We start from the raw sequence: 26,530 nt of genomic DNA on the forward strand, positions 1-26,530 counted from the left end.
ATCATGAGCACCGCGACCGGCAGCCAGGAGCTGCTGCGCGAACTGACCGGGCGCACCGTGGCCGCGGTCCGCATCTGGGCCCCGCGGGCCGAGGTCGAAGGCGTAGCGCCCCTCACCGGCGGTACATCGAGTCTCACGTACGTGGTCACCCTGTCTGGTGCGCCGGCCGGGCACGAGCGTGTGGTGCTGAAGGTGGCCCCGCCGGGTCTCGCACCGGTACGCAACCGGGACGTGCTCCGCCAGGCCCGCCTGATGCAGACGCTCGCCGGGAGGCGTGGCGTACGCGTGCCGGCCGTCCTCTTCACCGACGAGGGCGCACCGCCGGCCGTTCCGCCTTTCGTGGCCATGGAGTTGGTGCCGGGGGAGTGTGTCGAGCCGGTACTCGTCCCGCGCGGGAGGGTCCCGGCCGGCCAGGTCCGCGCCCGCGCCCTGGACGCCGTCCGCATGCTCGCGGACCTGCACCGGGTGGACCCGTGGCGCACGGAGCTCGCGGCCGAACCGGTGGTGCCGCTCGGAGCCGAGATCGACCGCTGGACCAGGGCCTTCTCGACCGTCGCAGAGGACCTGCGCACCGGACACGAGGCGGTTGCGCGGCGCCTGCACGCGACCAGGCCGGCCGCCATGGAACCGGTGTTCACGCACGGCGACTACCGCCTGGGCAACACCTTGTGCGAAACGGACCGGGTCACCTCGATCATCGACTGGGAGATCTGGTCGCTCGGCGATCCGCGCGTGGACGTGACCTGGCTGACCTTCTTCACCGACGAGGCCCGGCACCCGGCGTCGGTCTCGGACGAACCCACCGGCATGCCGGGCAAGGCGGAGCTGGTCGACGCCTACCAGGAGGCGCGCGGGGAGCCGCTGCGGGACCTGGTTTGGTTCGAGGCGCTGACGAAGTACAAGGAGTCAGCCGCGACCGCGCTGCTCATCAAACGCGGACGGAAGGCAGGGGAGTTGACCGCGATGCACCGGCGCATGCTGCCCGAGCTGCCGGTGCTCCTGGACGAGGCGATGGAGCTGCTGGGCTGAGCTTGATCTCCAACCTCGGCGGTTTTATGGGTGGTCGGAGGGGGCTGTCACCGGCCCTGTCGTGCGGAGGCGCACACCCAGACCGGCCGCCATAACGCGAAATTAGGAGAGGAAATCCTCAATGAGCCACACGAAGAGTCTGCGGATCACTGCCGCGGCTTTGGCCGCTGTCAGCGTCGCCCTGATCCCCGGCGTTGCCACCACCGCCGTGGCAGCCCAGGTACACCGGGCCACAGCCCCGGCGCTCGCCACGATCCCCTTCACCGAGGCCACCGTCACCGCAGCCCCCGACGAGGACGGCACTTACACCATCGCCTGGAAGGCACCCGGCATACGTCACGTTGCCATCAGGGCCAACGGCCATACGGTGGCTCACGGCGGTTCCGAGGGTTCGGCCACGGTCGCAGGGCTGCCCGCTGCGGACCGCCAGTGGTTCACCCTCACGCCGTCCCGTGGCCGGCCGCTGCGCCTCGCGGACCGTCTGATCAAGCTCGAAGGTACGGTCAACTTCCGTGACGTGGGCGGCTATCGCACCAGCGACGGCCATTGGGTGAAGATGGGTGCGATCTACCGCTCCGACGCCCTCGACAAGCTGACTCCGGACGACCTTGCCAAGCTCGAGCGCCTCTCTGTCCACACGATCTACGACCTCCGCATGGACAACGAGCGCGGCTCTGACCCTGACCGCCTTCCGGTCGGCGCCACGTATGTGGTCGCCGACGTCCTGGCCGGTGCGGACGTCTTCCCCACCATGCCGACGACCGCCGATGAGGCCGAACAGGGAATGATCGACCTCGAGAAGTTCATGATCAGCGGCGCCACCGCGAAGACCGCCTACAGCAAGGTTTTCGCCGGCATCGAGAGCGGAGACGGCAGCGTCCTCTTCCACTGCACGTCCGGCAAGGACCGTACCGGCTGGCAGAACGCCGCCCTCCTCACCGCCCTCGGCGTCCCCCGCTCCACCGTCATGGCCGACTACCTGGCCAGCAACGCCTACCGTGCCGAGGCGAACGCCGCCGCCCTGGAACAGCTGCCCGCTGAGCAGGCCGCGATCTACAAGCCGCTGCTCGACGTACGGCCCGAGTACCTGAATGCCGGCTATCAGGAGGTCGAGGAGGAGTACGGGACCTTCCGCGGATATCTTAAGGAGGCCGTCGGTATGGATGCCCGCGACCTGCGCGCGCTCAAGCAGGAGCTGCTCGTCGGCTGAAGCCGCTCGGCCGGAACTCGTCGTGTCGTCGAAGAGCCCTCGTAGCCGGGCTACGAGGGCTCTTCGACGACTTGCGATCGCCTCACGCACATACCGGATCCGCGGGGTGTGCGTCTGTCAGCGCGGGGCCATCCTGATCGCGCCGTCGAGACGGACGGTCTGGCCGTTCAGATACGGGTTCTCCAGCATGTCGACGGCGAGCCGGGCGAAGTCGTCCGGTGCGCCGAGCCGCTTGGGGTGCGGCACCGTCGCGGCCAGGCCGTCGCGGATGTCGGCGCGCAGTCGGCCCAGCATCGGGGTGTCCATGATGCCGGGGGCGATGGTGTTCACTCGGATCTGCCAGCTCGCCAGGTCGCGGGCGGCGACCAGCGTCATGCCGTGCACTCCGGCCTTCGCCGCGGTGTACGAGGTCTGTCCGATCTGCCCGTCGAACGCGGCGACCGACGCGGTGAGCACGATCGCGCCCCGGTCACCGTCGTCCAGGACGTCGTTCTCTGCCATGCGGGAGGCGGCCAGGCGCAGCACGTTGTACGTGCCCACCAGGTTGACCCGGACGACCTCGGCGAACGTGGCGAGCTCGCCGGGGGTACGGTCCTTGCCGATGATCCGCGTACGGTCCCCGCCGCGGCCCGCGCAGTGCACCACACACCGCAGCGGACCGCGCTCGTGTGCCGCGTCGAGGGCTGTGGTCACCTCGGCCTCGTCGGTGACGTCCGCGCGGACGAACCGTGCCGCGTCGCCGAGGTCGGCGACGGCTTTGGCGCCCTGCTCCTCGGAGATGTCGGCGATGACCACCCGCCCGCCGCCGTCGATGATCCGGCGCGCGGTGGCCAGGCCGAGCCCGGAGGCGCCGCCGGTGACGAGGGCGGAGGAACCGTCGATGCGCATCGTTGAAACTCCTTACAGGCCGAGGGACTTGCTGATGATGGACTTCATGACCTCACTGGTGCCGCCGTAGATGCGGCTCACCCGGGCGTCCGCGTACAGCCGGGCGATCGGGTACTCGAGGATGTAGCCGTACCCGCCGTGCAGTTGCAGGCAGCGGTCGACGACGCGCCCCTGCGTCTCGGTGCAGAACAGCTTCGTCCGCGCCGCGTCGGCGCCGCTCAGCTCACGGTCGAGGAGTGTCGTGACCGACGCGTCGAGCAGGGCCTGTGCGGCCTCCAACTCCGCCGACATGGCGCCGAGTTCGAACTTCGTGTTCTGAAAGTGGGCGACCGGCTCTCCGAACACCTTCCGCTCGCGTACGTAGGTGATGGTCATGTCGATGGCCGCGCGGGTCTGGGCGACCGCGCCGACCGCGATGGCGAGCCGCTCCTGGGCGAGGTTGCGGCCGAGGAGGGAGAACGCGGTGCCCTCCTCGCCGAGCAGGTTCGCGGCGGGCACGCGCACGTCGGCGAAGGACAGCTCGACCGTGTCCTGCGTGGTCAGCCCGATCTTCTCCAGCTTGCGGCCCACGGTGAAGCCGGGCATCCCCTTCTCCACCACGAGCAGCGACAGGCCGCCGCGCCGGTTGTCCGGATCGGTGGACGTGCGGGCCACGACGACCACCAGATCGGCATGGTGTCCGCCGGTGATGAAGGTCTTGGCGCCGTTCAGGACGTAGTGGTCGCCGTCGCGGACGGCCGTCGTGGCAACGCCGGCGAGGTCGGAACCCGTGCCCGGCTCGCTCATCGCGATCGCCGTGTACAGCTCGCCGGACGCGAGGCCCGGGAACCAGCGGGCCCGCTGCTCGGTGTCGGCGAAAGCGGTGAAGTACGGCAACACCACGTCCAGGTGGGTGCGCAGACCGCCCAGGGTCACGCACGCGCGGGCGCACTCCTCCTGGATGACCACGTTGTAGCGGTAGTCGTCCTGGCCACCGCCCCCGTACTCCCCGGGCAGCGCCGTGCCGATGATGCCGAGCTTGCCGAGCGAGGTGAACAGCTCGCGCGGGACGAGTCCGGCGCGGCGCCACTCCTCGTGGACCGGTACGACCTCGCGTGCAAGGAAGTTGCGTACCAGGAGGCGGAAGTCTTCGTGGTCCTGGGTGAACAGCGTGCGCTTCACGGCGAGTTCCTCCGAGTCGACGGCCTGCTGGCTCGATTCGCGGAGAAGAGTATCAGGTATTGGATCTCGAGGTCTGGCGATGTGGGCTACGGTCCCGGAAGATTAGGGTAGTTGGCGGGAGGCGATTGCCTCTGGTCCTCAATTAAGGAGACTGATTGATGACTTCGGGAGGTGCGGGTCCGATGACGGGCTGCCGCGTGGTCGAGCTGGGCGGCATCGGCCCCGGGCCGTTCGCCGGAATGTTCCTCGCCGACCTGGGCGCCGAGGTGGTGCGCGTCGACCGGCCCGAGTCGGTGGGTGAGGAGGGCAGGGGCGGGGCCGCGGACGTCCTCAACCGGGGCAAGCGGTCGGTGGCGATCGACCTCAAGCGCCCCGACGGCAGGGCGGCCCTCCTCGAACTCGTGGACCGCGCCGATGTATTGATCGAGGGCTACCGGCCGGGCGTCACCGAACGCCTCGGCGTCGGCCCCGAGGCGTGCCTGGCCCGCAACCCTCGGCTCGTGTACGGGCGGATGACCGGCTGGGGCCAGGACGGACCGCTGTCGGCCGCGGCGGGACACGACCTCACCTACATCGCCCTGACCGGGGCCCTCGGCGCGATCGGCGCCGCCGATGGGCCGCCGCAGATCCCGCTCAACCTGCTGGGCGACTTCGGTGGCGGCGGTTGCTACCTGGTGATCGGCATCCTGGCCGCGCTGCGCGTGGCCGAACGCACCGGTGCGGGGCAGGTGGTCGACGCGGCCATCGTCGACGGCACCGCGCACCTGCTGGCAAGCACCTTCGCCAAGCTCGCCCGGGGCGCCTGGAGCGACGAGCGCGGCGTCAACCACCTCGACGGCGGGGCCCCCTTCTACTCCGTCTACGCGACCAAGGACGGCGGATACGTTGCCGTCGGCGCGCTGGAACCCAAGTTCTACCGGCGTCTGCTCGCTCTGCTCGAACTCGACGGCGACGTCGATCCGGACCGGCAGCAGGACCGCACGACCTGGCCCGAGCTGCGCGAACTCCTCGTTGAGCGGTTCGCACAGCGCACGCGTGAAGAGTGGGCGGAGCTGTTCGAGGGGACCGACGCCTGCGTGGCGCCCGTCCTCAGCCTCACGGAGGCCGCGTCGCATGCACACCTGGCAGCGCGCGGAACCGTGCTCGCTCAGGGCGGCGTCGTGCAGCCGGCCCCGGCGCCGCGCTTCTCGGTTACCCCGCCGGCCGTCGGCGCACCGGCGTCGGTCGTGGGGGCCGACACCCGCGCCGTACTGAGCGACTGGGGCGTCGACGGCGTAGAGGAGCTCGTCGAGCGCGGCGCCGTGGGAACAGGCCGGACGAGCCCGCCCGCATCGCATTTCGACCACCGGGCCACCGCACAGGGCGGCGGACCCGAGGACCCGAGCGAGAGGAACCGTTCATGAGGGACGCCGTCATCGTCGACGCCGTACGCACTCCGATCGGCAAGCGCAACGGCTCACTGGCGGGCATCCACGCCGCCGACCTGTCCGCCCTGGTACTCAACGCACTCGTCCGGCGTACCGGCGTGGACCCCGGCACCGTCGATGACGTGATGTGGGGGTGTGTGACCCAGGTAGGTGACCAGTCGAGCAACATCGGCCGCTTCGCCGTCCTGGCTGCCGGGTGGCCCGAGCACGTTCCCGGCGTGACGATCAACCGGGCCTGCGGCTCCAGCCAGCAGGCCGTCGACTCCGCAGCCCACGCCGTGATGGCCGGGCAGTACGACCTGGTCGTCGCGGGCGGGGTGGAGACCATGACCCGGGTGCCGCTCGGCTCGCACCGCACGACCGGGCAGCCGTACGGGCCGGGGGTGCTGGCCCGCTATGAGGGTGCCGAGCTCAACCAGGGCGTCGGTGCCGAACTCATCGCCGAGCGCTGGGGGTTGAGCAGGCAGCGGCTCGACGAGTACGCGGCCGCCTCCCACGCCAAGGCAGCGGCGGCCATCGACGACGGCGTCTTCGACGACCACGTCGTGCCCGTCGACGTCGACGGTGACAAGTTCGCCGCCGACGAGGGACTGCGGCGCGGGACGTCGGTCGAGACCCTGTCCGGTCTCAAGCTTCCGTTCAAGCCCGACGGAGTGATCCACGCGGGCAACGCCTCGCAGATCTCCGACGGCGCGGCGGCCCTGCTCATCACCACGAGCGAGCGGGCCCGCGCACTGGGCCTCACCCCGATCGCCCGCTACCACGCGGGCGCGGTGAGCGGAGCGGACCCGGTCACGATGCTGACCGGCCCGATCCCCGCGACGGAGAAGGTGCTGAAGCGGGCCGGGCTGAGCATCGACGACATCGGTGCCTTCGAGGTCAACGAGGCCTTCGCGCCCGTCCCGCTGGCCTGGCTGGCCGACACCGGAGCCGACCCGGAGCGCCTCAACCCGCTGGGCGGGGCGATCGCGGTCGGGCACCCGCTCGGCGCGTCCGGCGCCATCCTGATGACGCGGCTGCTCGCCCGCATGCGCAGCCGGAACCTGCGCTACGGGCTGCAGACGATGTGCGAGGGCGGCGGGACCGCGAACGCGACCGTCATCGAGTTGTTGAGCTGACGCACGACGCCGAACGGCCGACGGGCGGGCCCCCGTCGGCCGTTCGGCGTCCCTGTGTGTCGCTCAGAACTGCGGCTGCTGCGGCCGCCGTTGCACGATCGCCCCCGCGTCCACCCGCAGCTGCTGCCCGGTGATGTACCGGGACGCATCGGAGACGAGGAACAGCACCGCCTCGGCGATGTCCTGCGGCTCCACGTAGGGCAGGCCCATCGCGGTCATCACGTGGAAAGCGGGAAGGGCGTCGTCGCGGGTCGGGTTCTCCAGGTCCGGGCGGAACTCCCGGTACATCGGCTCGCTGTTGAGCATGTCGGTGTTGGTGTTCGTCGGGTGCACCGCGTTCGCCCGGATCCTGCGCGGGGCGAGCGCCACGGCGAGGTCGTTGACGAACGCGGCCGCCGTGCGCTTGGAGAACGAGTAACCGAGTTTGCCGAAGTCTGGCCGGGCGGCCATGTCGGCGGACTGCATCAGCGCCGCGGTCGAGCCGGTCACCACGACCGCACCGCCGTCGGGCAGATGCGGCAGCGCCGCCTGCACCGCGTGCACGACTCCGTGGAAGTTGACGGTGATCGCGTCGATGAAGGCGCCCGCCTCGGGCCGGCCGATCGGCGCGATCCCGGCCTGGGCCACCACGGCGTCGAGCCGGCCGAGCCGCTCCACACCCTCGTCGACCGCCGCCTTCAGCGCCGCCGCGTCCCGCACGTCCGCGGCCACGGCCACGATCCGGCGACCCAGCTTCTCCACCAGCCGTACGGTCTCGTCCAGGTCGGCGCGGCTCCCGAGCGGGTAGCCGACGCTGTCGAGGTCCTCGCAGATGTCGACCGCGATGATGTCCGCGCCCTCCTCGGCCAGGCGCACCGCATGGGCGCGGCCCTGCCCACGGGCCGCGCCGGTGATGAAGACGACCTTGTCCTGTACCTGGCCCATCAGGGACCCCTTTCGCACGTTCACATGGCTGAATGGAACTGTGGCTGTCACCAGCCGACGAGCTGGTCGAGCAGCAGCGATGTGGTCGAGAAGTAGTCGCCGTAGCCGCCCTTGAAGAACAACAGCGGGGTCTTCGCCGACGCGACGCGCAGGTCCTGGACCCGCCCGACCACGAGGTCGTGGTCTCCGATCGTGACGACGTCCTCGATCGCGCAGTCCACCCAGGCGACGACCCCGTCGAGAACGGGATTTCCCGACGGGGACGTCTCCCAGGCCACGCCGGCGAACCGGTCGGTCCCCCTGGCCGCCAGTTTCCGGCTGAGGTTCTCCTGGTCGGCCGCGAGCGCGTTGGCACAGAATCGCCCGGCGGCCTTGATCTTCGGCAGCGTCCCCGAGGAGCGGTCCGCGAGGAACGACACAAGGGGCGGGTCGAGGGAGACGGACGTGAAGGAACCCACGACCATCCCCTCCGGACGGCCCTCGGAACCCGTCGCGGTGATGGCGACGACGCTCGTGGGGAAGTGGCCCAGTACGTCCCGGAAGTGCCGGCCGTCGTCGCCCGTGCTCACGTCCGTCCCCATCTCAGGTCAGCGCCTGCATCGGCGCCGGCACCTCAAGTCCCATCTGGGCAAGGGAGTCGGCGTGGTACGTGGCACCCGGTACGTGAATCATGTGCTGCAGGCCCACGTGCGCGTCACGCCACAGCCGCTGGATGGGGTTGTCGCGCCGGATCACATTCCCGCCGGACCGCGCGAAGATCTCGTCCAGGGCGGAAACAGCCCGCCACGCACAACGGACCTGGTTGCGCCGGATCCTGGTGCGGTCCTCGATGCCCACCGTCTCGCCCGCATCGAGACGGTCGTACAACCGGCTGACCCCGTCGATGAGTTGGACCCGGGAGGCTGCGATCTCGGCGGCGGCCTCGCCGGTGGCGTAGAGCGCGTACGGATCGTCGCGCACCTGCACCCCGGTCACGGCCACCCGGTCCTTCTGCCACGCCAGGTGCGCGGCCAGGGCGCCCTCGCAGATCCCGATCACGGCCGCCGTGATGCCCAGCGGGAACATCGTCGTGAACGGCAACTTGTGCACGGTCTCGGTGGCGCCGTTGCGCTCGGCGGCCGTCCCGGTCTTGATGTCCTCCTGGTCCACCGTGCGGTAGTCGGGGATGAAGGCGCCGTTGACGACGACGTCCTTGCTGCCCGTGCCCGACAGGCCGATGACGTCCCAGGAGCCGTCGATGATCTCGTAGTCCGAGCGCGGCAGCACCACGTGCAGGACCTGTATCGGCTGGGCGGGCTTGCCCTTGCCGTCGCCGACCAGTGCGCCGAGGAAGACCCAGTCGCAGTGGTCGGTGCCGGACGAGAACGGCCAGCGGCCGCTCAGCCGGTAGCCGCCCTCGACCGGTTCGGCGATCCCGTTCGGCATGTACGGGGAGGCGATCCAGGTGTCCTGGTTCTCGCCCCAGATCTCCTGCGCGAGGCGCGGGTCCATCTGCGCGACCTCCCAGGGGTGGACCCCGACGACCCCGGCCACCCAGCCCGCGGCGCCGTCGTACCGGGCGAGGGCCATCACCGCCTCCGCGAAGTCCCGCGGGTGGACCGAGTACCCGCCGAACTTCGTCGGCTGCAGCAGCCGCATGACGCCCGCGGAGCGCATGAGGCCCACGGTCTGTTCGCTCAGCCTGCCGAGGCGTTCGTTCTCCTCGGCGAGCCCCGCAAGCTGCGGGCCCAATTCCTCGATCCGGTCGATCACTTCATGCGCCATCGCGGGCACCTCCTGCTTGGTCCGTCTTGCGGGTGAGGAACTCCAGCGCCACGCGTTCGAAGTCGTTCTTCCGCTCGACCTGCACCCAGTGCCCGCACCGGGCGAACGTGTGCAGCTCGACGTCGGGAAGGTGGCGGGTCGCGAAGTGGGCCTGGTCGTAGGGGAGCATGCGGTCGTCGCGGCCCCACAGCAGCAGCGTCGGTGTGGTGACCTTCGCCGCCTGTGTCCACAACGGTGTGTAGTTCGCCTGGAGTTGGGGGTTGAACATCGAACCGAGGATCGCCCTGGTCTTGTCGATCACCCCGTCGGCGGTGGCGTTGGCCATGCGTTCGTCGAGGAGTTCGTCGGTGATGAGGCTCTGGTCGTGGACCATCGTGGCCACCCATCCCCGCATGCGTTCACGGGTGGGGTCGCCGAGGAACTCGAACAGGCGCAGGAAGCCCTCGCTGGGGTCGGGCGCGAACGTGCCGACCGACAGGCCGCCCGAGCCCATCAGCGCCATCCTGCGCACCCGCTCGGGGAACTGGACGGCCAGCTCCGCGGCGACGGCCCCGCCCATCGAGTTCCCGATGATCACCGCCGACTCGATGCCGAGCTCGTCCATGAAGCGGGCGATCAGGCGGGCCGCGACCACCGGATAGACCTCGTCCAGCTTGGGCAGATCGCTGCCGCCGAAGCCGGGCAGGTCGGGCATGACCGTACGGAAGTGCTCGGCGAACACCGGAAGGTTGTGCCGGAAATTGGACCAGGCACTCACCCCGGGACCCGATCCGTGCAGCAAGAGCAGCGGCTCGCCCTCGCCCGCCTCGTGGTAGGCGAAGGTGAGGCCGTCGACGTCCCGGGTCGACCGCGTCGCCTCGTAGGTGGTGGAACTACTCGTCATCAGTGGTGGCCTTCCGGGCAGTGAGACGGGCTCTGAGGGGTCATGACGCGCCGCCGCGCAGCGTGAGGGCGATGTCGGTGAGCATGTCCTCCTGCCCGCCCACGAGCCGGCGCCGTCCGGCCTCGACGAGGATGTCCCGGGTGTCGACGCCGTAGAGCTGTGAGGCCTGTTCCGCGTGGCGCAGGAAGCTGCCGTACACGCCCGCGTAGCCGATCGTGAGCGTCTCCCTGTCGACGCGCACCGGGCGGTCCTGGAGCGGGCGGGCGAGGTCGTCCGCCGCGTCCTGCAGTGCGAACAGGTCGCAACCAGTCTCCCAGTCGCGGATGTTGGCGACGGCGACGAACGGCTCGATCGGCACGTTGCCCGCCGCCGCGCCCTGCCCCGCGAGCGAGGCGTCGACGCGGACGGCCCCCTCCTCCACCGCGGCGAGGGAGTTGGCGACCGAGAGGGAGAGGTTCTCGTGGGCGTGGATGCCGATCTGGGTCTCGGGGGCGAGGACGTCGCGGTAGGCGCGGACGCGGGCCCGCACGTCCTCGATTGTCAGACGTCCCGCGGAGTCGGTGATGTACACGCAATGCGCGCCGTACGACTCCATCAGCCGTGCCTGGGCGGCGAGTTCGGCCGGGTCGACCATGTGACTCATCATCAGGAAGCCGGCCACGTCCATCCCGAGCTCGCGCGCCTCGGCGATGTGCTGCGCCGCGACGTCCGCCTCGGTGCAGTGCGTGGCGACGCGGACCGAGCGCACCCCGAGCTCGTATGCCTTGCGCAGCTCGGTGACCGTGCCGACACCGGGGAGCAGCAGTGTGGTGATGGTCGCGCGGCTGCTGTTGGCGACCGCGGCCTCGATCCACTCCCAGTCGGTGTTGCTGCCCGGCCCGTAGTTCAGGCTCGCCCCCGCCAGGCCGTCGCCGTGACTGACCTCGATGGCCGCGACGCCGGCGGCGTCCAGCGCGGCGACGATCCGGCCGACCTGCTCGGGGGTGATCCGGTGCCGGATGGCGTGCATGCCGTCCCGGAGCGTCACGTCCTGGACGTAGATCTGCTTCTTGGTCTTCGTCATGCCGCCCTCCGCGTCACGCGCTCGGCGATCTTCTCCGCGACCCGCTGGGCGGCCGAGGTCATGATGTCGAGGTTCCCGGCATACGCGGGCAGATAGTGCGCCGCCCCTTCGACCTCAAGGAATACCGACACCTTGGTGTCCACGGGCCCGGGCCGGTCCGGCAGTAGCGTCGTGACCTCGCCCGCCTCGACGGGCGTGAACTGCACGTCCTGTACGAGGCGGTAGCCGGGCACATAGGCCGCCACCTCGGCAACCATGCGCTCGATGGAGGCCCGTACCTTGTCGTGGTCGGCCCCGCCGATCAGGCACAGCACCGTGTCTCGCATGATCAGCGGTGGCTCGGCCGGATTGAGGATGATGATCGCCTTGCCGCGCCGGGCGCCGCCCACGCTCTCGATCGCGCGGGCCGTGGTCTCGGTGAACTCGTCGATGTTGGCCCGGGTGCCGGGGCCCGCCGAACGGGAGGCCACCGAGGCGACGATCTCCGCGTACGGCACGTCGGTCACCTGCGAGATCGCCGCTACGATCGGGATGGTGGCCTGACCGCCGCAGGTGACCATGTTGATGTTCGGTGCGTCGAGGTGCTCCTCCAGGTTCACCGGAGGGATCACATACGGCCCGAGCGCCGCGGGGGTCAGGTCGACCAGGCGTCGGCCATGGGGCGCGAGCAGCCGCGCGTTGGCCTCGTGCGCGGCCGCGCTGGTGGCGTCGAGCACGATCTGCACGTCCTTGAACTGATCCATCCCGATCAGCCCCGCCACCCCGTCCGACGTCGTCGCCACCTTCATCCGGGAGGCGCGGGCGAGGCCGTCCGAGGCGGGGTCGATCCCCACCATCGCGAGCACCTCGAGGTTCGGTGAGGTTCGTTTGATCTTGATGAGCAGGTCGGTCCCGATGTTGCCGGAGCCGACGATCGCCACTCCCACGCGATCCGTCATCCGTCGTCCTCTCCTGTCGTTCCGGCCCGCCCTGCGGGTCCTGGGTTGTCCGAGAAGTGAGCGGTAACCGTGCCCAGCGGCTTGATGGACACCTCGAAGACATCGCCCGGCTCAGCCGTCACCATCGGTCCCAGGGCGCCCGAGAGCACCAAGTCCCCTGCGCGCAAAGGGGATCCGAGCTCGATGGCGGTGCGCGCGAGCCAGGTCAGGGCGTGCAGGGGATCGCCGAGGCAGTCCTGTCCTGTGCCCTTGGAGACCACCTCGCCGCCCCGCCGCATCACCATCCGGACCCGCGCCGGCTCGAACTCGTCCAGGGGGCGGCCGTGGTCCCCGATCACGAAGACTCCGGACGAGGCGTTGTCGGCGATGGTGTCCGTGATACCGATCCGCCAGTTCTCGATCCGGCTGTCGACGATCTCCACCGCGGGATAGGCCAGGTGAACCGCCGCGCGCACCTCGGTGGTGTCGGCCGCGTCGGGGATGTCGCGGCCGAGGAGGAAGGCCACCTCGCCCTCCGCCTTGGGCTGCAGCAGGCGCGGGTAGGGGACGAGCTCACCGTCCCCGTACCGCATGTCGTCAAAGAGTGCACCGAAATCGGGTCGGTCGACCCCGATCTGTGCTTGCACCGCTGGGGAGGTGAGTCCGATCTTGCGGCCGATGAGCCGAGCGCCTGCGGCCAGCCGGCGTGCGGTCGTGACCTGCTGAACCGCGTACGCGAGGGCAATGTCGCTCGGGCCGATCAGGTCGGCCACCGGGCGGCAGGCCACGCCCGAACCGGCAGCCAGCGCCAGGCGGTCGGCCGCGGCGGTCACCGACGGCGCCGCGGCGGCTTCGTCCGTCTTCATGGTCCTCATGATGCTCTTCGATTCACAAAATGAGTACCCCTAATAGGCATTGACACTGGTCTTGGGGGCGGCCACCATCCGTGCAAGTGCTCGTTGGCGGTCGACGGCGTCGCTCTGGGGCGGAGCGCGGGACGTCGTTGTTTTCGGTGCGCCGAGTGCGCCCCTTGGGACAGCCGCCGTCAATTCGCGGTGCAGCGAGGCCGTTTCCCCGTAGGTCGGTGAAGTCCACTCAATCGTGGTGTCGACGCCTACGTGGGACTCTCCTGCCGCCCTGCCGCGAACCAACGAGGAGGGCAAAGATGACGCTCAAGGACGAATCGGCAGAGTCGGCAGGGGAGGTCTACGACGTCGTCTTCGTAGGGTCGGGCGGTGGCCTGGTCGGCGCCTACGTGGCGGCGTCGCGCGGACTGCGCACCCTCGTCCTGGAGAAGACCGACCGGGTCGGCGGCACCGTCGCCTACTCGGGCGGCGGCGTGTGGTATCCCGGCTCGGCCCCGCTGCGCCGGGCGGGCATCGAGGACGACACCGAGAACGCCAGGACATATCTGCGCGACATCGTCGCCGACCGTTCCCGGGAGCGGCTGCAGGACGCGTATCTGCAGGCGGGCCCTCAACTCATCGACGAGCTCGAGCAGAGCGAGTGGTTCCAGTCGTTCGTGTACGGGCCCGTGCCGGACTACTTCGCGTCACGCCCGGGCGGGACGACCGCAGGGCGGACGATCTTCCCGCAGGAGTTGCCCGCCGAGCGGCTCGGCGAGCGTGCGGAACTCGTCCGTGACTCCCTCTACACCGAGCGGTGGTGGAAGACGGAGCCGGGGCCCGCCCTTGCCGGTGGCCGCGCGCTCATCGGCCGGGCACTCGGGGCGTTCCTGGACACGGGCAACGGAACGCTTCTGCTGAACACCGCACTGCAGAGCCTCGTCGTGGAGGACGGCAGGGTCGTCGGGGTCGACGCGGTGAGCGAGGGCCGGCCCGTCCGCTTCCGCGCCGAGCGCGGCGTGATCCTGGCGGCGGGCGGCTTCGAGCGCGACCGCGAACTGCGCGAGAAGCACCAGCCGGCGGCCCAGGGCGGCCGGTGGTCCAACGGTGCCCCCGGCAACACCGGCGACGCCCTGAAGGCCGGCATCGCCATCGGCGCCGACACCGACCTGCTCGACGAGGCCTGGTTCGTGCCCGGCCTCGTCCAGCCCGACGGGCTGCCGTTCTTCCACACCGGCACGCGCGGCGGGATCTGGGTCAACGCCGCCGGCGATCGCTTCGTGAACGAGACGCGCCCCTACGACCAGGCCGGGCACGAGATAGCGCGCCTGCACAACAGCACCGGTGTCGCGCACACGCCCTGCCACTGGATCCTCGACCAGCGCCAGATCGACCGGGACAGCTTCGGCGGCGACCCCGGTCAGCCGGTCCAGGAGGAGTGGTTCACCTCGGGCGCGCTGCGCAAGGCGGACACCCTGGAGGAGGTGGCGAAGCTCATCGACGTACCCGTGGACGCGCTGCGCCGGACCGTCGACCGGTACAACGTCCTCGCGCACGGCGGTGCCGACGAGGACTTCCACCGCGGGGAGAGCGCGTGGGACCAGATGTTCCACCACGGCATCGGCTTCCCCGCGGGCCCCGAGTACCCTGCCCCGCCCACCCCGGACTGGCCCAACCCTCTGCTGATGCCCCTGGACACCCCGCCGTACTACGTCGCGACCGTTACCCTGTCCGACATCGGCACCAAGGGCGGCCTGAAGACCGACGAGCACGCGCGCGTCCTGCGCCCGGACGGAAGCGCGATCCCGGGCCTGTACGCGAGCGGCAACACCGCGGCCCCGATGTCGGGACGTGTCTACCCCGGGGCCGGAACGCCGATCGGATCGAGCATGGTCTTCGCCTACCTGGCGGTGCTCGACATGGCCGGCACAGCTGAGTGACCCGCGCATCCGTCACCCCGTACGAGATCGAAGGAGATCCGTCATGGAAACCGCCCGGTACATGAGACTGCAACGCGCATCCGCCTGGTGCGGGTTCGTCCTGCTCGCCGGATTCATCATCGCCTACGCCGTGGGCAACCTCCTCAAGCCCATGGACCCGACGTGGAGTGCCCAGGAGGCCGTCAACTTCCTTCAGGACAACCGGACGGGGATCCTCGCCTGTGTCGCGATCATGGTCCTGACCGTCCCGTTCGAGTACCCCTTCGTCGTCGTGACCAGCCTGCAGATGCGCAGGATCGAGGGCGGGTGGGGGATTCTGTCCATGACCCAGGTCCTCACCGGTGTCGTGGCCCCGATCGGGTTCTTCTTCCCGCTGGCGATCCTTGCCGCCGCGGCCTACCGCCCCGACGCCCACTCGCCTGACGTGCTCCTTGCGATGACCGACACGTTCAACCTCATGCTGGTGGGCAACGCCTGCATCTTCGTCCTGCAGGTCTGGTCGATCGGCTACGCGGCACTCATCGACCGCCGCAGCCGGCCGATCTTCCCCCGGTGGTTCGGCTGGTTGAACTTGGTGCTGGGCGTCCTCCTCATCCCCGGGGCTTTCGTCTTCGTCACCAAGACCGGTCCGTTCGCGTGGAACGGGCTGCTCGCGAACATGATCCCCACGGTCGCCTACTTCATCTGGAAGGTGGCCACCCCGGCCCTGCTGCTCCGCGCGGTCAAGCACGAGGAGGCCGAGGCTGGGGGTGCCGAGCAGGAGGCTGGGCAAGGGGAGGAGGCCCAACTGGCCACTTCATAAGGGCTGTTGGGCCTGTGCTCGAGTCGGACCGGATCACGCCCGACGCAGCAGCATCGCCCCGGACGGCACGCCTCCCCCCGAGGTCACGACTGCGACACCGGCGTCGGCCACCTGGCGCCCGTGGGCCGCGCCGCGCAGTTGCAGCATGGCCTCGCGGACGAATCCGTACCCGTGCAGGCGGCCGGCCGAGAGCTGGCCGCCGTGCGGGTTGAGGGGTAGGGCGCCGTCCAGGGCGATCGTCTTGCCCCCGGCGATGAAGTCGGTCGCCTCACCCAAGCCGCAGAAGCCCAGACCCTCCATCCAGGACAGCGCGTTGAACGTGAAACCGTCGTAGAGCAGGGCGACGTCGACATCGGCCGGGGTGAGATCGGTGCGGGACCACACATGGGTGGACGGGCCGAACGACTGGGGTGTGTGGGTGAGGGTGTCCTGGTCCCAGCTGAGCCGCTCCAGGATCGCCGAGCCCACCGCCTCGACCAGAACGGGGGGCTGCGGGCGATCGGCCGCGGTCTCGCGCGCCGAGACGACGACGGCCACCGCGCCGTCGCACGGCACGTCGCAGTCGTAGAGCCCGAACGGCGTGGTCACCGTACGGGCCGCGAAGTAGTCGTCCAGCGTGAGCGGTTCGCGGTACAGGGCCTCGGGGTTGCGCATCGCACCCGCCCGCGCCGTGACGGCGATGGCGCCCAGGGCCTCCCGCCCGACGCCGTAACGGTGCATGTAGTGCGAGGCGTTGCAGCCGATCCACTGCGCGGCCGACATCGCCCCGAAGGGAGCCCGCCACTCGTACATCCCGGTGGCCCGGCCGCCGTCCGTCCGCCACTGACCGGAGCGGACCAGCGCGGTGTGCGAGGACTCCCAGACCGTACGGAAGCACAGGACGTGCCGGCACAGTCCGGAGGCGACGGCGAGCATCCCCGCGGTGATCGACCCGATCTGCCCGGGCACCTCGCTGCCTCCGTTGACCCAGGTGGGCCGCAGCTGGAGGGCCTCGCACAGCGCCGTGATCCCGCCTTCGCTCAGGCCACTCGGGGACACCGCGGGGTACGTGGACAGGCCGTCGATCTCGTCCAGTTCGAGCCCCGCGTCCTCAACCGCGGCCAGGCACGCATCCACGGTCAGTGACACCGGATCGACCATGAGGCGCCGGCCCACGCGGGACTGCCCCACCCCGGTGAGGGCGACTGCGTCCTCGTACTTGCGCTGCGTGGCCATGGGCCGCAGGGCGGTGCGGACGGCGCGGGGCTCGGGCAGCGGCCCTGGGCCCTCGGTGGCCTGAGCCTCCCGGTCCGGCTCGAACAGCGGCACGTACAGAGCCCCGTCGTCGTGTCGCTCGAAGCGCACCCGTACCTGCATCCCGACGTGCACCTCGTCCGGCGCGCACCCGACGATGTTCGTCGTCAGGCGGGCCCGGTCGTCCTCGGCGAGCGCCACGACGGCCACCACGTACGGCGGCGGGAACGACGGAACCCAGGACTGCTCGGTGACGCTGAAGCCGACCACGACCGCCTTCCCCGAGGTGGGCGCGAGCCCCACCGAGCGGCTCCGGCACGACGGGCACACCGGCAACGGAGGGTGGAAGTACCGCGTGCAGTCCGCGCATTGGGAGAGCCGCAGGATCCCGTCGGCGCCGGATCGCCAGAACTCGGCGCTGGAGAGCGTCGGTTGGGGGAGTGGGTGGGTGGATGGAGCTTCGGGCATGTGGCGTCCTCTCATGAAGATAGGTGGCCGTAATAGAGGGCGTTGACGGTCAGTCGGTGGTGAACTCACGTAAGGCGCGCACAAAAGGTATACGCAATTAAGGGCCTGTTGTAGAGTCCCGACCCGGCGCATCTCTCCGAGGAAGGGGCGCGACGATGCCGTTGCAGCCATGGATGAAACTGCTGTCCACCGATGACCACCTGATCGAGCCGCCGCGGCTGTGGTCGGACCGTCTGCCCGCGAAGTACCGGGAGGCGGGACCACGGATCGTGGAGCAGCCGCGGGGCGAGGGGCAGGCTCCGGCCGAGGTCTGGACGTACGAGGGCCGGATCTACCCGTACATCGGACTCAATGCGGTGGCGGGCAAGAACCCCGAGGAGTTCGGTCTGGAGCCGACCCGCTACGACGAGATGATCCCGGGGTGTTACGACCCGAAGGCCCGGCTGCGGGACATGGATCTCGACGGGGTGTGGGGCGCGCTCTGCTTCCCGTCCTTCCCGCGCTTCGCCGGCACGGTGTTCCTCGAGGGGCAGGACCCCGAACTCGCGCGTCTGTGCGTGCAGGCGTGGAACGACTTCGTGCTCGACGAATGGTGTGCCGCGGGGCCCGACCGGCTCATCCCGCTGGCGATCCTGCCGCTGTGGGACGTCGAGGCGTGCGTCGCCGAGATCCACCGGACCGCCGCCAAGGGTGCCAAGGCGGTCTCGTTCCCGGAGAACCCGGCCCCGCTGGGCCTGCCGTCGTTCCACACCGACCACTGGGACCCGGTGTTCTCGGCCCTTGAAGAGACCGACATGCCGCTGTGCCTGCACTTCGGCACCTCCGGCAAGCCGCCGAAGACCGCCGAGGACGCCCCGTTCGCCGTGACGATCGCGCTGTTCGGCTGCAACTCCATGTACGCCACCGGCGACCTGCTCTTCTCTCCGGTCCTTCACCGGCACCCGAAGCTGAAGATCGGCCTGTCCGAGGGCGGCATCGGCTGGATCCCGTATCTGCTGGAGCGCGCCGACGGCACCTGGGAGCGGCACCGCTTCTACCAGAACATCAACCAGAGTGTGCGGCCCTCGGAGCTGTTCAACAGGCACTTCCACGGCTGCTTCATCGACGACCGGTTCGGCGTGGCCGTACGCCACCACATCGGCGTCGAAAGGATCACCTGGGAGTGCGACTACCCGCACTCCGACTCCTACTGGCCCAAGAGCCGCGCCTACGCGGCCGAGGTCCTCGCCGACGTCCCCGACGACGAGGTGCACCGGATGGTGGAGCTGAACACCCGGCGCCTCTACAACTTCCCCGCATGAGCCGCCGACCCGAGTCCGAGCGCTCGGACTGGACGGATCTGGACCTGCTGACGCGCGAGGAGGCCGCGGGCCGTCTGCGCGCGGAGATCACCGAGACAGAGCAGCGCCTTGCGGGGGCCGGCGACGCGGAGCGCGCCCTGCTCGAAGCCCGGCTGCGCGCCCTGCGCGAGGCAACGGACGACCTGGCCGTCCCCGGCCATGAGTGATGAGTGACGAACGGAGGCTGACATGGGGCGAGTTGACGGAAAGGTCGCGCTGATCACGGGGGCGGCCCGAGGACAGGGAAGATCGCACGCGGTGCGCCTTGCGGAGGAAGGCGCGGACATCGTCGCGGTGGACGTCTGCCACGACATCAGCGACGCGCTGCCCTACTCCCTTGCCACCAAGGAAGAGCTCGACGAGACGGTGGAGCTGGTCAAGGGCACCGGGCGCCGGTGTCTCGCCGTGCAGGCGGACGTTCGCTCGTACGCCGAGACGCGGGCCGCCGTCGACGCGGCGACCGCCGAGTTCGGGCGGCTCGACACGGTCGTCGCCAACGCGGGTGTGATGAGCTCAGGACGCGCCTGGGAACTGTCCGAAGAGGCCTGGGACGTCGTCGTCGACGTCAACCTCAAAGGGGCCTGGAACACGGTGCGCGCCGCGGCACCCGGCATGATCGACGCGGGGGCCGGCGGCTCGATCGTGATCACCAGCTCGGCGGCCGGCATCCGCGGCCATGTCCCTTACGCCCACTACGTGGCCAGCAAGCACGGCGTCGTAGGCCTGATGAAGGCGCTCTCCAACGAACTCGCCCCGCACCGCATCCGGGTCAACACCGTGCACCCCACCGGGGTCAGCGACACCGGTATTACCGTCGGTGAGCCGATCGAGGAACTCGCCGCGCGTGAACCGCTGTTCGGCCTCGCCGCGATGAACCCCCTCGCGCCCTACGTCGAGCCGCGGGACGTGTCGAACGCCGTGCTGTTCCTGGCGTCGGACGAGGCGCGCTATGTCACGGGCCTGCAGTTCACCGTCGACGCGGGCTCGACGAACAAGCCGTAGCGGAGTTCCCCCTCTCTGACACTTTATGGAGCGCAGATGACCGCAGTCCGAACGATCGGCTTTCTCGGCGCCGGGCGCATCGGCGAGCCGATGGTGGAGCGCCTCCTCGCGGCCGGTCACACGGTGCTCGTGTACGCACGCAGGTCCGAGGTCCGTGACCGACTCGCGGCACTGGGCGCCGAACTCGTGGGCGGGGCACCGGACTTCGCTGCCTGCGACGCCGTCGTCAGCTGTCTCTACGACGACGCCCAGACGCTCGACGTGCTGCCCGAGGTCGTCGCGGCCCTGGGCCCGCACACGGTACTGCTCTCGCACACCACCGGGGCACCGGCGACGTTGGACCGCCTCGACGCGTACGCGCCCGGAGGTCGGGCGGCGATCGTCGACGCCGCCTTCAGCGGAACGGCCGAGGCTGTCCGCGCCGGACGCCTCACCGTCTTCCTCGGCGGGGAACCGGACCACGTGGCGGTGGCGCGGCAGGTCGTGGCCGCGTATGCCGACCCCGTGGTGGCAACTGGTCCCCGTGGCTCCGCGCTGCGCGTCAAGCTGCTCAACAACCTGCTGTTCGCCGCGATCAGCCAGGTGACCCTGCGCGGACTGGCGGCAGGCCGGGCGATGGGCATCGCGGAGGAAACCCTGCTCCAGGCCCTCGCGGTCAGCAGCGGCGGGAGCACGGCCGGGTCGTACGTGGCGGCCCGCGGCGGAGCCGAGCGCTATGCGGACGGCGTGGCCCCCTTTCTCGCCAAGGACCTGGCGGCCTGCCGCGACACGGCGGCCGAAGCCGGCGTGGACCTCGCCGGGTTGCTGGACGCGGCGCAGGACGGGCCGATGGACCTCGGGGAGATCCAGACGATCGAGAACGGAGTGACTCGGTGAAGATCACCATTGACACGCAACTGTGTTCCGGGCACGCGCGCTGCGCGGCCACCGCCCCGGACCTGTTTGCACTCGACGACAGCGGCTACGCCCTGCCCTTCGACGGGGAAGTCCCGCCGCAGCAGGAACAGGCGGCCCGCGACGGCGCCTGGGCCTGTCCGGAGCGCGCCATCACCGTCGAGTGACGCACGCCCGTTCACGTACAGGTTCACATACAGAACAAGGAGGTTGACGCAGTGCACCGACCGATGGAGGGCGTACGGGTCCTGGAGGTGGCGCAGTTCACCTTCGTACCGGCGGCGGGCGCGGTGCTCGCGGACTGGGGCGCCGACGTCATCAAGATCGAGCACGCCGAGCGGGGCGACGCCCAGCGCGGTCTGGTGCGCGTGCTCGGTCAGGAGGCGATGAGCAAGGGCTCCTCCTTCTTCCCGATCATGGAGGGGCCCAACCGCGGCAAGCGCAGCATCGGTGTCGCCCTCGAAAAGCCTTCCTCGCGGCGGGTGTTGGAGGAACTCGTCCGCTCCAGTGACGTCTTCCTCACGAACTTCCTGCCGGGCGCGCGGGCCAAGCTCAAGATCGACGTCGAAGATATCCGGGCCATCAACCCCGACATCATCTACGTACGGGGAAGCGGCTTCGGCGCCCGTGGACCGGAAGCGAACAAGGGCGGTTACGACAGCACCGCCTTCTGGGCGCGGGGTGGCAGCGCGGCCGGAGTGACCCCGTCCGGGTCCGACCGGATGATGCGGATGCCGGCGGGCGCGTACGGCGATTCGATGGGTGGGATGACCATCGCCGGCGGTATCGCCGCGGCGCTGTTCCAGCGGCAGCGCACCGGTGAGCCGTCGGTCATCGACGTGTCGCTGCTCGGCGTGGGCGCGTGGGCCACCCAGTACCTGGTGAACCGGGCCCTGATGGTGGGCGGCCCGCTGCCCGTGCAGGAGCAGCCCAAACACGGCTCGGCGGCCAACCCGCTGATCGGCGCCTATCGGACCGCCGACGACCGGTGGCTGGAGTTCGCGATGCTCCAACCGGGCCGGTACTGGCCGGAGTTCTGCCGGGTCGTCGGACGTGAGGACCTCGCCACCGACGAACGCTTCGACAGCGCCGAGAAGATCATGGCGAACGCCGCCGAGGCCGCGGACATCGTCGCCGACATCATCCGGCAGCGGCCCTTCACCGAGTGGACCGAGATCCTCGCGCGGGGCGAGGGGCAGTGGGCCGCCGTGCAGAACGCCTGGGAGGTCGGCCAGGACCCGTCGCTGCGGGCGAACGGACTGATCGCCCAGATCGTCGATGGCGACGGCAGGAAGCGTGAACTCGTCGCCAACCCGGTCCAGTTCGACCAGACCCCGGCAACGCTGAGTCGCGCGCCGCAGTTCGCCGAACACACGGATGCGGTGCTGCGTGAACTTGGCCTGAGCGACGAGGAGTTGCTCCAGCTGAAGATCGACGGTGCGGTGACCTGAGCACTGCCCGCACTTCACCGGTCCACCGATCGCTGCGAGTGCGGGGCACTCGCCGACACCACTTCGGGATGCAGACATGATCGAGTCGGTCAGGCGTGCCCTCACCTCTGCCACCTCCCCCCGGCCGCGCGCGTCCATCGCGCTGGCCGCGGTCGCGGCCCTCCTTCTGGCGGGTTGCGCACAGGAGGGCGACGCGGACACGCAAGGAAGTACGGAAAAGACCCCGGCCGCGCTGGCAGCTGCGTTCCCGGGGAAGAAGGCCACCGGTACGCCGGTCAAGATCGGCCTCATCACCAACGAGGGCGGCGCGGGCATCAGTCAGCCCGAGACACGTCAGGCCGCCGACGCGGCCCGCCGATACGCCAACGGCAACCTGGGCGGCATCGCGGGCAGGCCCATCGAGTACGTGGTCTGCAAGACGAAGGAAGAGCCCGCGACCGCCCGGGACTGCGCGAACCGGATGGTCGAGCAGAAGGTGGCCGCGGTCGTCCTGACCAGCAGCGGCCTGGGCGATTCCATGGTGCCGATCGTGACCCGGGCCGGTATTCCGTGGACGACCGCCCTGGCCACCAGCGGCGCCGAGGGCACGAGCGCTCGCTCCTACTCATGGACGGGCGGATTCCCGGCGTCCATGACGGCGATGGCCGAGTACGCCAGAAAGCAGGGTTACAAGAAGGTCGTCACGTTCGTCATCGATGTCCCGTCCGCGGTCGGCGGCGCCCAGTCCATCGGCAAGCCCGTCTTCGACAAGGCGGGCATCGACCTGCGCATAGTGAAGATCGCGGCGGGCACTCCGGACGCCTCGCCCCAGGTGAGCGCGGCGCTGCAGAACAAGCCGGACGCCGTCGCGATCATCGGCGAGTCGACCGTGTGCACCTCCGTCCTCCAGGCCATGGCCACGCTAGGAGGTTCCACGCCGCGGATGATCCTCCAGCCGTGCACGGCCCCCGAGGTCGTCGACGCCGTCGGGGCCGGTCTGGACGGGGCGCAGGTGTTCAGCAGCTTTGACGGATCCAGTGACCACGTCGAGGCCCAGCTCTACCGGGAGGTGATGAAGCGCTACAGCCCGGACACCAAGAGCGGCGGTTACGCCGCCATCGGGTACCAGGGCGCGCTCGGGCTCGTGCGTGCGCTGAAGGGCCTGACGGGCGAGGTCACACCGAAGACCGTCGCGAAGGCGCTGGACTCGGCCAAGGACGTGGCGCTGCCCGCGGGCCACGGCACCACGTTCACCTGTGACCACAAGGCGGTCCCGGCGCTCAAGGCGGCGTGCTCGGCCGAGGAGGTCACCGCCACCGTCAACGGCGGCAAGCTGGAGAAGGTCCAGGTCGTCGACCCCACCTCGCTCTTCCAGCAGGCCGGCTGATGGACCAGTACCTGGTCTTCCTCCTGCTGGGTCTGGGCAACGGGGCCGTGTTCGCCGCCCTCGCCCTCGCCCTGGTCCTGACCTTCCGCAGCTCGGGGGTCGTCAACTTCGCCACGGGGGCGATCGCGTTGTACAGCGCGTACACGTACGCGTTTGCACGCAAAGGCGAACTCCTGGTGCCGATACCCGGCCTGCCGCGCACCGTTGGCCTCGGCTTCGGTGATGAGCTCGGGCTGTTCCCGGCGATGGCACTCACCTTGGTGCTGGCCGCCGTGTTCGGGGTGCTGCTCTACGCCGTCGTCTTCCGGCCGCTGCGGTCGGCGCCGCCGGTCGCCAAGGCCGTCGCGTCGATCGGCGTGATGCTGGTGATCCAGGCCCTGCTGGTAGCCCGGGTCGGAACCGCCCCGGTGTCGGTGAAGGCGATCCTTCCCAACGACGCGGTGGCGTGGGGCGGTTCGCGTATTCCCGGGGACCGGCTGTGGTTCGCCGCGGTCGTCGTGGCGCTCACCGTCGTCCTGGCGCTGGTTTTCCGGCTGTCCCGGTTCGGCCTGGCGGCCCGGGCCGCGGCGGAGTCCGAGAAGGGCGCCCTCGTCAGCGGGCTCTCCCCGGAGCGGATCGCCACCGCGAACTGGGCGCTGAGCTCGGCCATCGCCGCCTTGTCCGGGATCCTCATCGCGCCCATCGTGCCGCTGGTACCCCTGTCGTACACCTTGTTCATCGTCCCCGCCCTGGCCGCCGCACTCGTCGGCAACTTCACCGCGCTGATCCCGGCCGTCGGCGCCGGACTCGTCATCGGCATGCTCCAGTCCGAGCTGCAGTTCCTCCAGGGGAGGTGGTCCTGGCTGCCGCAGACCGGACTCGCGCAATTGGTGCCGCTCGCCGTGATCCTGGTGTACCTGGTGGTGCGCGGACGGCCGCTGCCGACCCGGGGGACGGTGATCCGGCAGACGCTGGGGCGCGCTCCGCGCCCTGACCGTCTGCTGGTTCCCGCCCTTGTCGGCACCGCCCTCGGTGTCGTCGTCCTGTTCGCCACCCAGGGCAGCATGCGCGCGGCCGTGATCACCTCGCTGACCCTGGGGGTGATCTCGCTGTCCTTGGTCGTCGTCACCGGGTTTGCCGGGCAGATCTCCCTCGCGCAGCTCACCCTCGCCGGGGTCGGCGCGTTCAGCCTGAGCCGTCTCACGGCGGACTGGGGGATCCCGTTCCCTCTCGCACCACTGCTAGCGGCCGTCGTGGCCATGGTCATCGGCGTCGTCATCGGGCTGCCCGCGCTGCGTATCCGCGGACTGCCGGCGGCGGTGGTGACGATCGCGCTCGCGGTCGCGGTGGAGGCGTTCTGGTTCCGCAACAGTGACTTCAACGGCGGGCTCGACGGCGCCAAGATCCCCTCGCCGCGGCTCTTCGGGCTCGACCTGGGCATCGGCGCGGGTGAGGGATACCCGCGTATCCGCTTCGGGCTGCTGTGCCTGGCGGTGCTGCTGCTTGTGGGCCTCGGGGTGGCCTGCCTTCGCCGTAGCCGGCTCGGCGCCGCCATGCTCGCGGTCCGCGCCAACGAGCGGTCGGCCGCCGCCGCGGGCATCGACGTCTCCCGTACGAAGATCATCGCCTTTGCCATCGGTGCTTTCGTCGCCGGCCTCGGTGGCGCGCTGCTCGGCTACCAGCAGACGATCGCCGACCCGGAGATGTTCACCGCCCTCGGCGGCCTCGGCCTGTTCGCCACCGCGTATCTGGCGGGCATCACCGCACTGTCCGGCGGTGTGGTGGCGGGGGTGATGGGAGCGGGCGGAGTGGTTTCCGTCGCCCTGGACCGGGCGCTGTCCATGGGGGAGTGGTACAGCGTCATCATGGGCATGGGCCTGGTGCTCACCGTGATCACGAACCCGGAGGGACTGGTCGGTCCCGCACACGCGCTCGCGGCCCGCCTGCGGCGCGAGACGCCCACGGACGACAAGGGTGACTCCGCCCTGACGGACGCGGTCACCGATACGTATGGGGAGACGGGTACGGACACGGGCCCGCGACCTGCTGCCGACCGCCCGGCATCCGGACCGGGAGCCGTCGTCCTGGCAGTGCTCGACGTCGGAGTGCGCCACGGAGGAGTCGTCGCCCTCGACGCGGCCTCCTTCGAGGTCCGCTCCGGCGAGATCGTCGGTGTCATAGGGCCGAACGGGGCGGGCAAGACCACCCTGCTCGATGCGGTCAGCGGGTACCAACGCGCCACCGGCACCGTGGAGTTCGACGGCCACGACCTCGCCACGCTCCCACCGCACCGACGCAGCCGCGCGGGGCTCGGTCGCACTTTCCAGGGCATCGAGCTGTACGAGGACCTGAGCGTGGAGGAGAACGTCCTGGTCGGCGAGAGTGCCGCCCGGCACGGCGGCGACCATGTCGGCTCGACCGAAGGGCCGCAGCTGCGCGACCATCTCTTCGAGACGCTGCACCTGAGCGGCCACCGAGGCCGGCCGGCGCGTGAACTCTCGCAGGGCCGAAGGCAGTTGGTGTCCATCGCACGTGCCCTTGCCGGACGCCCCCGGCTCCTGCTCCTCGACGAGCCCGCGGCCGGACTCGACAGCTCCGAGAGCCGCTGGCTGGGCGAGCGGCTGCGTGCCGTGCGGGCCGCCGGGGTGACGGTGCTGCTCGTCGACCACGACATGGGACTCGTACTCGACGTGTGCGACCGCATCGTCGTACTCGATCTCGGCAAGGTCATCGCTCAGGGAACCCCTGCCGAGATCAAGGCGGATCCACGGGTCGCCGCCGCCTACCTCGGCGCGGCCCAGACACAAGAGGAAGGCGTACGGTGAC

The 26,530-nt window shown here is 70.2% G+C and carries 24 protein-coding genes; 14 read left to right on the forward strand and 10 right to left on the reverse strand.

Features of this window, described 5'->3' with window-relative positions:
• The first annotated feature begins 3 nt into the window (after positions 1–3).
• A complete protein-coding gene (locus tag AC07EJ_RS34960; protein ID WP_478885763.1) occupies positions 4–1,029 on the forward strand; it encodes a phosphotransferase family protein in 1,026 nt (341 codons plus the stop codon).
• Between the two features lie 121 nt (positions 1,030–1,150).
• Positions 1,151–2,239: a tyrosine-protein phosphatase gene (locus AC07EJ_RS34965; protein ID WP_478885764.1), complete on the forward strand. Its 1,089-nt coding sequence runs from the start codon at positions 1,151–1,153 to the stop codon at positions 2,237–2,239.
• Positions 2,240–2,356: 117 nt separating this feature from the next.
• Here AC07EJ_RS34965 and AC07EJ_RS34970 read toward each other — a convergent pair whose 3' ends face one another.
• The gene (locus AC07EJ_RS34970) at positions 2,357–3,127 is read right to left on the reverse strand and encodes an SDR family NAD(P)-dependent oxidoreductase (RefSeq protein ID WP_468990696.1); all 771 of its coding nucleotides are present in this window, start codon (positions 3,125–3,127) and stop codon (positions 2,357–2,359) included.
• A gap of 12 nt (positions 3,128–3,139) precedes the next feature.
• A complete protein-coding gene (locus AC07EJ_RS34975; protein ID WP_478631279.1) occupies positions 3,140–4,288 on the reverse strand; it encodes an acyl-CoA dehydrogenase family protein in 1,149 nt (382 codons plus the stop codon).
• Positions 4,289–4,446: 158 nt separating this feature from the next.
• Here AC07EJ_RS34975 and AC07EJ_RS34980 point away from each other — a divergent pair, with 158 nt between their 5' ends.
• Together AC07EJ_RS34980 and AC07EJ_RS34985 are read left to right on the forward strand one after the other, a co-directional pair.
• A complete protein-coding gene (locus AC07EJ_RS34980; protein ID WP_478631282.1) occupies positions 4,447–5,691 on the forward strand; it encodes a CaiB/BaiF CoA transferase family protein in 1,245 nt (414 codons plus the stop codon).
• Positions 5,688–6,833, forward strand: a complete 1,146-nt coding sequence (locus tag AC07EJ_RS34985) for a thiolase family protein (protein ID WP_478631284.1) — start codon at positions 5,688–5,690, stop codon at positions 6,831–6,833. Before AC07EJ_RS34980 ends, AC07EJ_RS34985 begins: the two co-directional genes overlap by 4 nt.
• A 63-nt stretch (positions 6,834–6,896) precedes the next feature.
• Here the strand turns inward: AC07EJ_RS34985 and AC07EJ_RS34990 are convergent, their stop codons facing one another.
• The 7 genes from AC07EJ_RS34990 to AC07EJ_RS35020 are packed head-to-tail and all read right to left on the reverse strand — an operon-like array spanning position 6,897 to position 13,259.
• On the reverse strand, positions 6,897–7,757 hold the full coding sequence (locus tag AC07EJ_RS34990; protein ID WP_478885765.1) for a mycofactocin-coupled SDR family oxidoreductase: 861 nt from the start codon (positions 7,755–7,757) through the stop codon (positions 6,897–6,899).
• A gap of 47 nt (positions 7,758–7,804) precedes the next feature.
• A complete protein-coding gene (locus AC07EJ_RS34995) occupies positions 7,805–8,326 on the reverse strand; it encodes a flavin reductase family protein (protein WP_478631289.1) in 522 nt (173 codons plus the stop codon).
• Positions 8,327–8,339: 13 nt separating this feature from the next.
• Positions 8,340–9,521, reverse strand: a complete 1,182-nt coding sequence (locus AC07EJ_RS35000; protein WP_478631291.1) for an acyl-CoA dehydrogenase family protein — start codon at positions 9,519–9,521, stop codon at positions 8,340–8,342.
• Positions 9,511–10,404, reverse strand: coding sequence for an alpha/beta fold hydrolase (locus AC07EJ_RS35005; protein ID WP_478631293.1), 894 nt, complete (start codon positions 10,402–10,404; stop codon positions 9,511–9,513). Before AC07EJ_RS35005 ends, AC07EJ_RS35000 begins: the two co-directional genes overlap by 11 nt.
• A 40-nt stretch (positions 10,405–10,444) precedes the next feature.
• Complete coding sequence (gene dmpG, locus AC07EJ_RS35010; protein WP_468990665.1) at positions 10,445–11,467, reverse strand: 4-hydroxy-2-oxovalerate aldolase; 1,023 nt, start codon at positions 11,465–11,467, stop codon at positions 10,445–10,447.
• A complete protein-coding gene (locus AC07EJ_RS35015; protein ID WP_468990661.1) occupies positions 11,464–12,405 on the reverse strand; it encodes an acetaldehyde dehydrogenase (acetylating) in 942 nt (313 codons plus the stop codon). Before AC07EJ_RS35015 ends, dmpG begins: the two co-directional genes overlap by 4 nt.
• Positions 12,402–13,259, reverse strand: coding sequence for a 2-keto-4-pentenoate hydratase (locus tag AC07EJ_RS35020; RefSeq protein WP_478885766.1), 858 nt, complete (start codon positions 13,257–13,259; stop codon positions 12,402–12,404). Before AC07EJ_RS35020 ends, AC07EJ_RS35015 begins: the two co-directional genes overlap by 4 nt.
• A gap of 290 nt (positions 13,260–13,549) precedes the next feature.
• Here AC07EJ_RS35020 and AC07EJ_RS35025 point away from each other — a divergent pair, with 290 nt between their 5' ends.
• Together AC07EJ_RS35025 and AC07EJ_RS35030 are read left to right on the forward strand one after the other, a co-directional pair.
• Entirely contained in the window at positions 13,550–15,169 is a 1,620-nt protein-coding gene (locus AC07EJ_RS35025) for an FAD-binding protein (protein WP_478631298.1), read from the forward strand.
• Positions 15,170–15,212: 43 nt separating this feature from the next.
• Positions 15,213–15,971 (forward strand): hypothetical protein, encoded by a 759-nt coding sequence (locus AC07EJ_RS35030; protein WP_468990648.1) that lies wholly within the window; start codon positions 15,213–15,215, stop codon positions 15,969–15,971.
• Positions 15,972–16,004: 33 nt separating this feature from the next.
• Here the strand turns inward: AC07EJ_RS35030 and AC07EJ_RS35035 are convergent, their stop codons facing one another.
• A complete protein-coding gene (locus tag AC07EJ_RS35035) occupies positions 16,005–17,672 on the reverse strand; it encodes a thiolase C-terminal domain-containing protein (protein WP_478885767.1) in 1,668 nt (555 codons plus the stop codon).
• Positions 17,673–17,827: 155 nt separating this feature from the next.
• Between AC07EJ_RS35035 and AC07EJ_RS35040 the strand changes: the two genes are divergently transcribed.
• The 8 genes from AC07EJ_RS35040 (at position 17,828) to AC07EJ_RS35075 (ending at position 26,529) form a co-directional block, all read left to right on the forward strand.
• Entirely contained in the window at positions 17,828–18,973 is a 1,146-nt protein-coding gene (locus tag AC07EJ_RS35040; protein ID WP_478885768.1) for an amidohydrolase family protein, read from the forward strand.
• The gene (locus AC07EJ_RS35045) at positions 18,970–19,179 is read left to right on the forward strand and encodes a hypothetical protein (RefSeq protein ID WP_478631306.1); all 210 of its coding nucleotides are present in this window, start codon (positions 18,970–18,972) and stop codon (positions 19,177–19,179) included. The genes AC07EJ_RS35040 and AC07EJ_RS35045 overlap by 4 nt, the downstream gene beginning before the upstream one ends.
• Positions 19,180–19,201: 22 nt before the next feature.
• A complete protein-coding gene (locus AC07EJ_RS35050; protein ID WP_468990630.1) occupies positions 19,202–20,014 on the forward strand; it encodes a mycofactocin-coupled SDR family oxidoreductase in 813 nt (270 codons plus the stop codon).
• A 36-nt stretch (positions 20,015–20,050) separates the two neighbouring features.
• On the forward strand, positions 20,051–20,890 hold the full coding sequence (locus tag AC07EJ_RS35055) for an NAD(P)-dependent oxidoreductase (protein ID WP_468990627.1): 840 nt from the start codon (positions 20,051–20,053) through the stop codon (positions 20,888–20,890).
• A complete protein-coding gene (locus AC07EJ_RS35060; RefSeq protein WP_468990625.1) occupies positions 20,887–21,075 on the forward strand; it encodes a ferredoxin in 189 nt (62 codons plus the stop codon). The genes AC07EJ_RS35055 and AC07EJ_RS35060 overlap by 4 nt, the downstream gene beginning before the upstream one ends.
• A 51-nt stretch (positions 21,076–21,126) precedes the next feature.
• A complete protein-coding gene (locus AC07EJ_RS35065; RefSeq protein WP_478885769.1) occupies positions 21,127–22,359 on the forward strand; it encodes a CaiB/BaiF CoA transferase family protein in 1,233 nt (410 codons plus the stop codon).
• Positions 22,360–22,435: 76 nt separating this feature from the next.
• Positions 22,436–23,725, forward strand: a complete 1,290-nt coding sequence (locus tag AC07EJ_RS35070; RefSeq protein ID WP_478885770.1) for an ABC transporter substrate-binding protein — start codon at positions 22,436–22,438, stop codon at positions 23,723–23,725.
• Positions 23,725–26,529: an ABC transporter permease subunit gene (locus tag AC07EJ_RS35075; protein ID WP_478885771.1), complete on the forward strand. Its 2,805-nt coding sequence runs from the start codon at positions 23,725–23,727 to the stop codon at positions 26,527–26,529. The genes AC07EJ_RS35070 and AC07EJ_RS35075 overlap by 1 nt, the downstream gene beginning before the upstream one ends.
• Position 26,530 lies beyond the last annotated feature (1 nt).

Source organism: Streptomyces sp. NPDC045026, from assembly GCF_056432625.1.

Excerpts from the sequence above, each read along its gene's own strand:
- AC07EJ_RS34990 (WP_478885765.1), bottom strand. The coding sequence starts at position 7,757 with ATGGGCCAGGTACAGGACAAGGTCGTCTTCATCACCGGCGCGGCCCGT.
- AC07EJ_RS35015 (WP_468990661.1), bottom strand. The coding sequence starts at position 12,405 with ATGACGGATCGCGTGGGAGTGGCGATCGTCGGCTCCGGCAACATCGGG.
- AC07EJ_RS34985 (WP_478631284.1), top strand. The coding sequence starts at position 5,688 with ATGAGGGACGCCGTCATCGTCGACGCCGTACGCACTCCGATCGGCAAG.
- AC07EJ_RS35045 (WP_478631306.1), top strand. The coding sequence starts at position 18,970 with ATGAGCCGCCGACCCGAGTCCGAGCGCTCGGACTGGACGGATCTGGAC.
- AC07EJ_RS35020 (WP_478885766.1), bottom strand. The coding sequence starts at position 13,259 with ATGAGGACCATGAAGACGGACGAAGCCGCCGCGGCGCCGTCGGTGACC.
- dmpG (WP_468990665.1), bottom strand. The coding sequence starts at position 11,467 with ATGACGAAGACCAAGAAGCAGATCTACGTCCAGGACGTGACGCTCCGG.
- AC07EJ_RS34965 (WP_478885764.1), top strand. The coding sequence starts at position 1,151 with ATGAGCCACACGAAGAGTCTGCGGATCACTGCCGCGGCTTTGGCCGCT.
- AC07EJ_RS35005 (WP_478631293.1), bottom strand. The coding sequence starts at position 10,404 with ATGACGAGTAGTTCCACCACCTACGAGGCGACGCGGTCGACCCGGGAC.
- AC07EJ_RS35070 (WP_478885770.1), top strand. The coding sequence starts at position 22,436 with ATGATCGAGTCGGTCAGGCGTGCCCTCACCTCTGCCACCTCCCCCCGG.
- AC07EJ_RS35000 (WP_478631291.1), bottom strand. The coding sequence starts at position 9,521 with ATGGCGCATGAAGTGATCGACCGGATCGAGGAATTGGGCCCGCAGCTT.
- AC07EJ_RS35025 (WP_478631298.1), top strand. The coding sequence starts at position 13,550 with ATGACGCTCAAGGACGAATCGGCAGAGTCGGCAGGGGAGGTCTACGAC.
- AC07EJ_RS35055 (WP_468990627.1), top strand. The coding sequence starts at position 20,051 with ATGACCGCAGTCCGAACGATCGGCTTTCTCGGCGCCGGGCGCATCGGC.
- AC07EJ_RS35030 (WP_468990648.1), top strand. The coding sequence starts at position 15,213 with ATGGAAACCGCCCGGTACATGAGACTGCAACGCGCATCCGCCTGGTGC.
- AC07EJ_RS34960 (WP_478885763.1), top strand. The coding sequence starts at position 4 with ATGAGCACCGCGACCGGCAGCCAGGAGCTGCTGCGCGAACTGACCGGG.
- AC07EJ_RS34970 (WP_468990696.1), bottom strand. The coding sequence starts at position 3,127 with ATGCGCATCGACGGTTCCTCCGCCCTCGTCACCGGCGGCGCCTCCGGG.
- AC07EJ_RS35050 (WP_468990630.1), top strand. The coding sequence starts at position 19,202 with ATGGGGCGAGTTGACGGAAAGGTCGCGCTGATCACGGGGGCGGCCCGA.
- AC07EJ_RS35040 (WP_478885768.1), top strand. The coding sequence starts at position 17,828 with ATGCCGTTGCAGCCATGGATGAAACTGCTGTCCACCGATGACCACCTG.
- AC07EJ_RS35075 (WP_478885771.1), top strand. The coding sequence starts at position 23,725 with ATGGACCAGTACCTGGTCTTCCTCCTGCTGGGTCTGGGCAACGGGGCC.
- AC07EJ_RS35035 (WP_478885767.1), bottom strand. The coding sequence starts at position 17,672 with ATGCCCGAAGCTCCATCCACCCACCCACTCCCCCAACCGACGCTCTCC.
- AC07EJ_RS34980 (WP_478631282.1), top strand. The coding sequence starts at position 4,447 with ATGACTTCGGGAGGTGCGGGTCCGATGACGGGCTGCCGCGTGGTCGAG.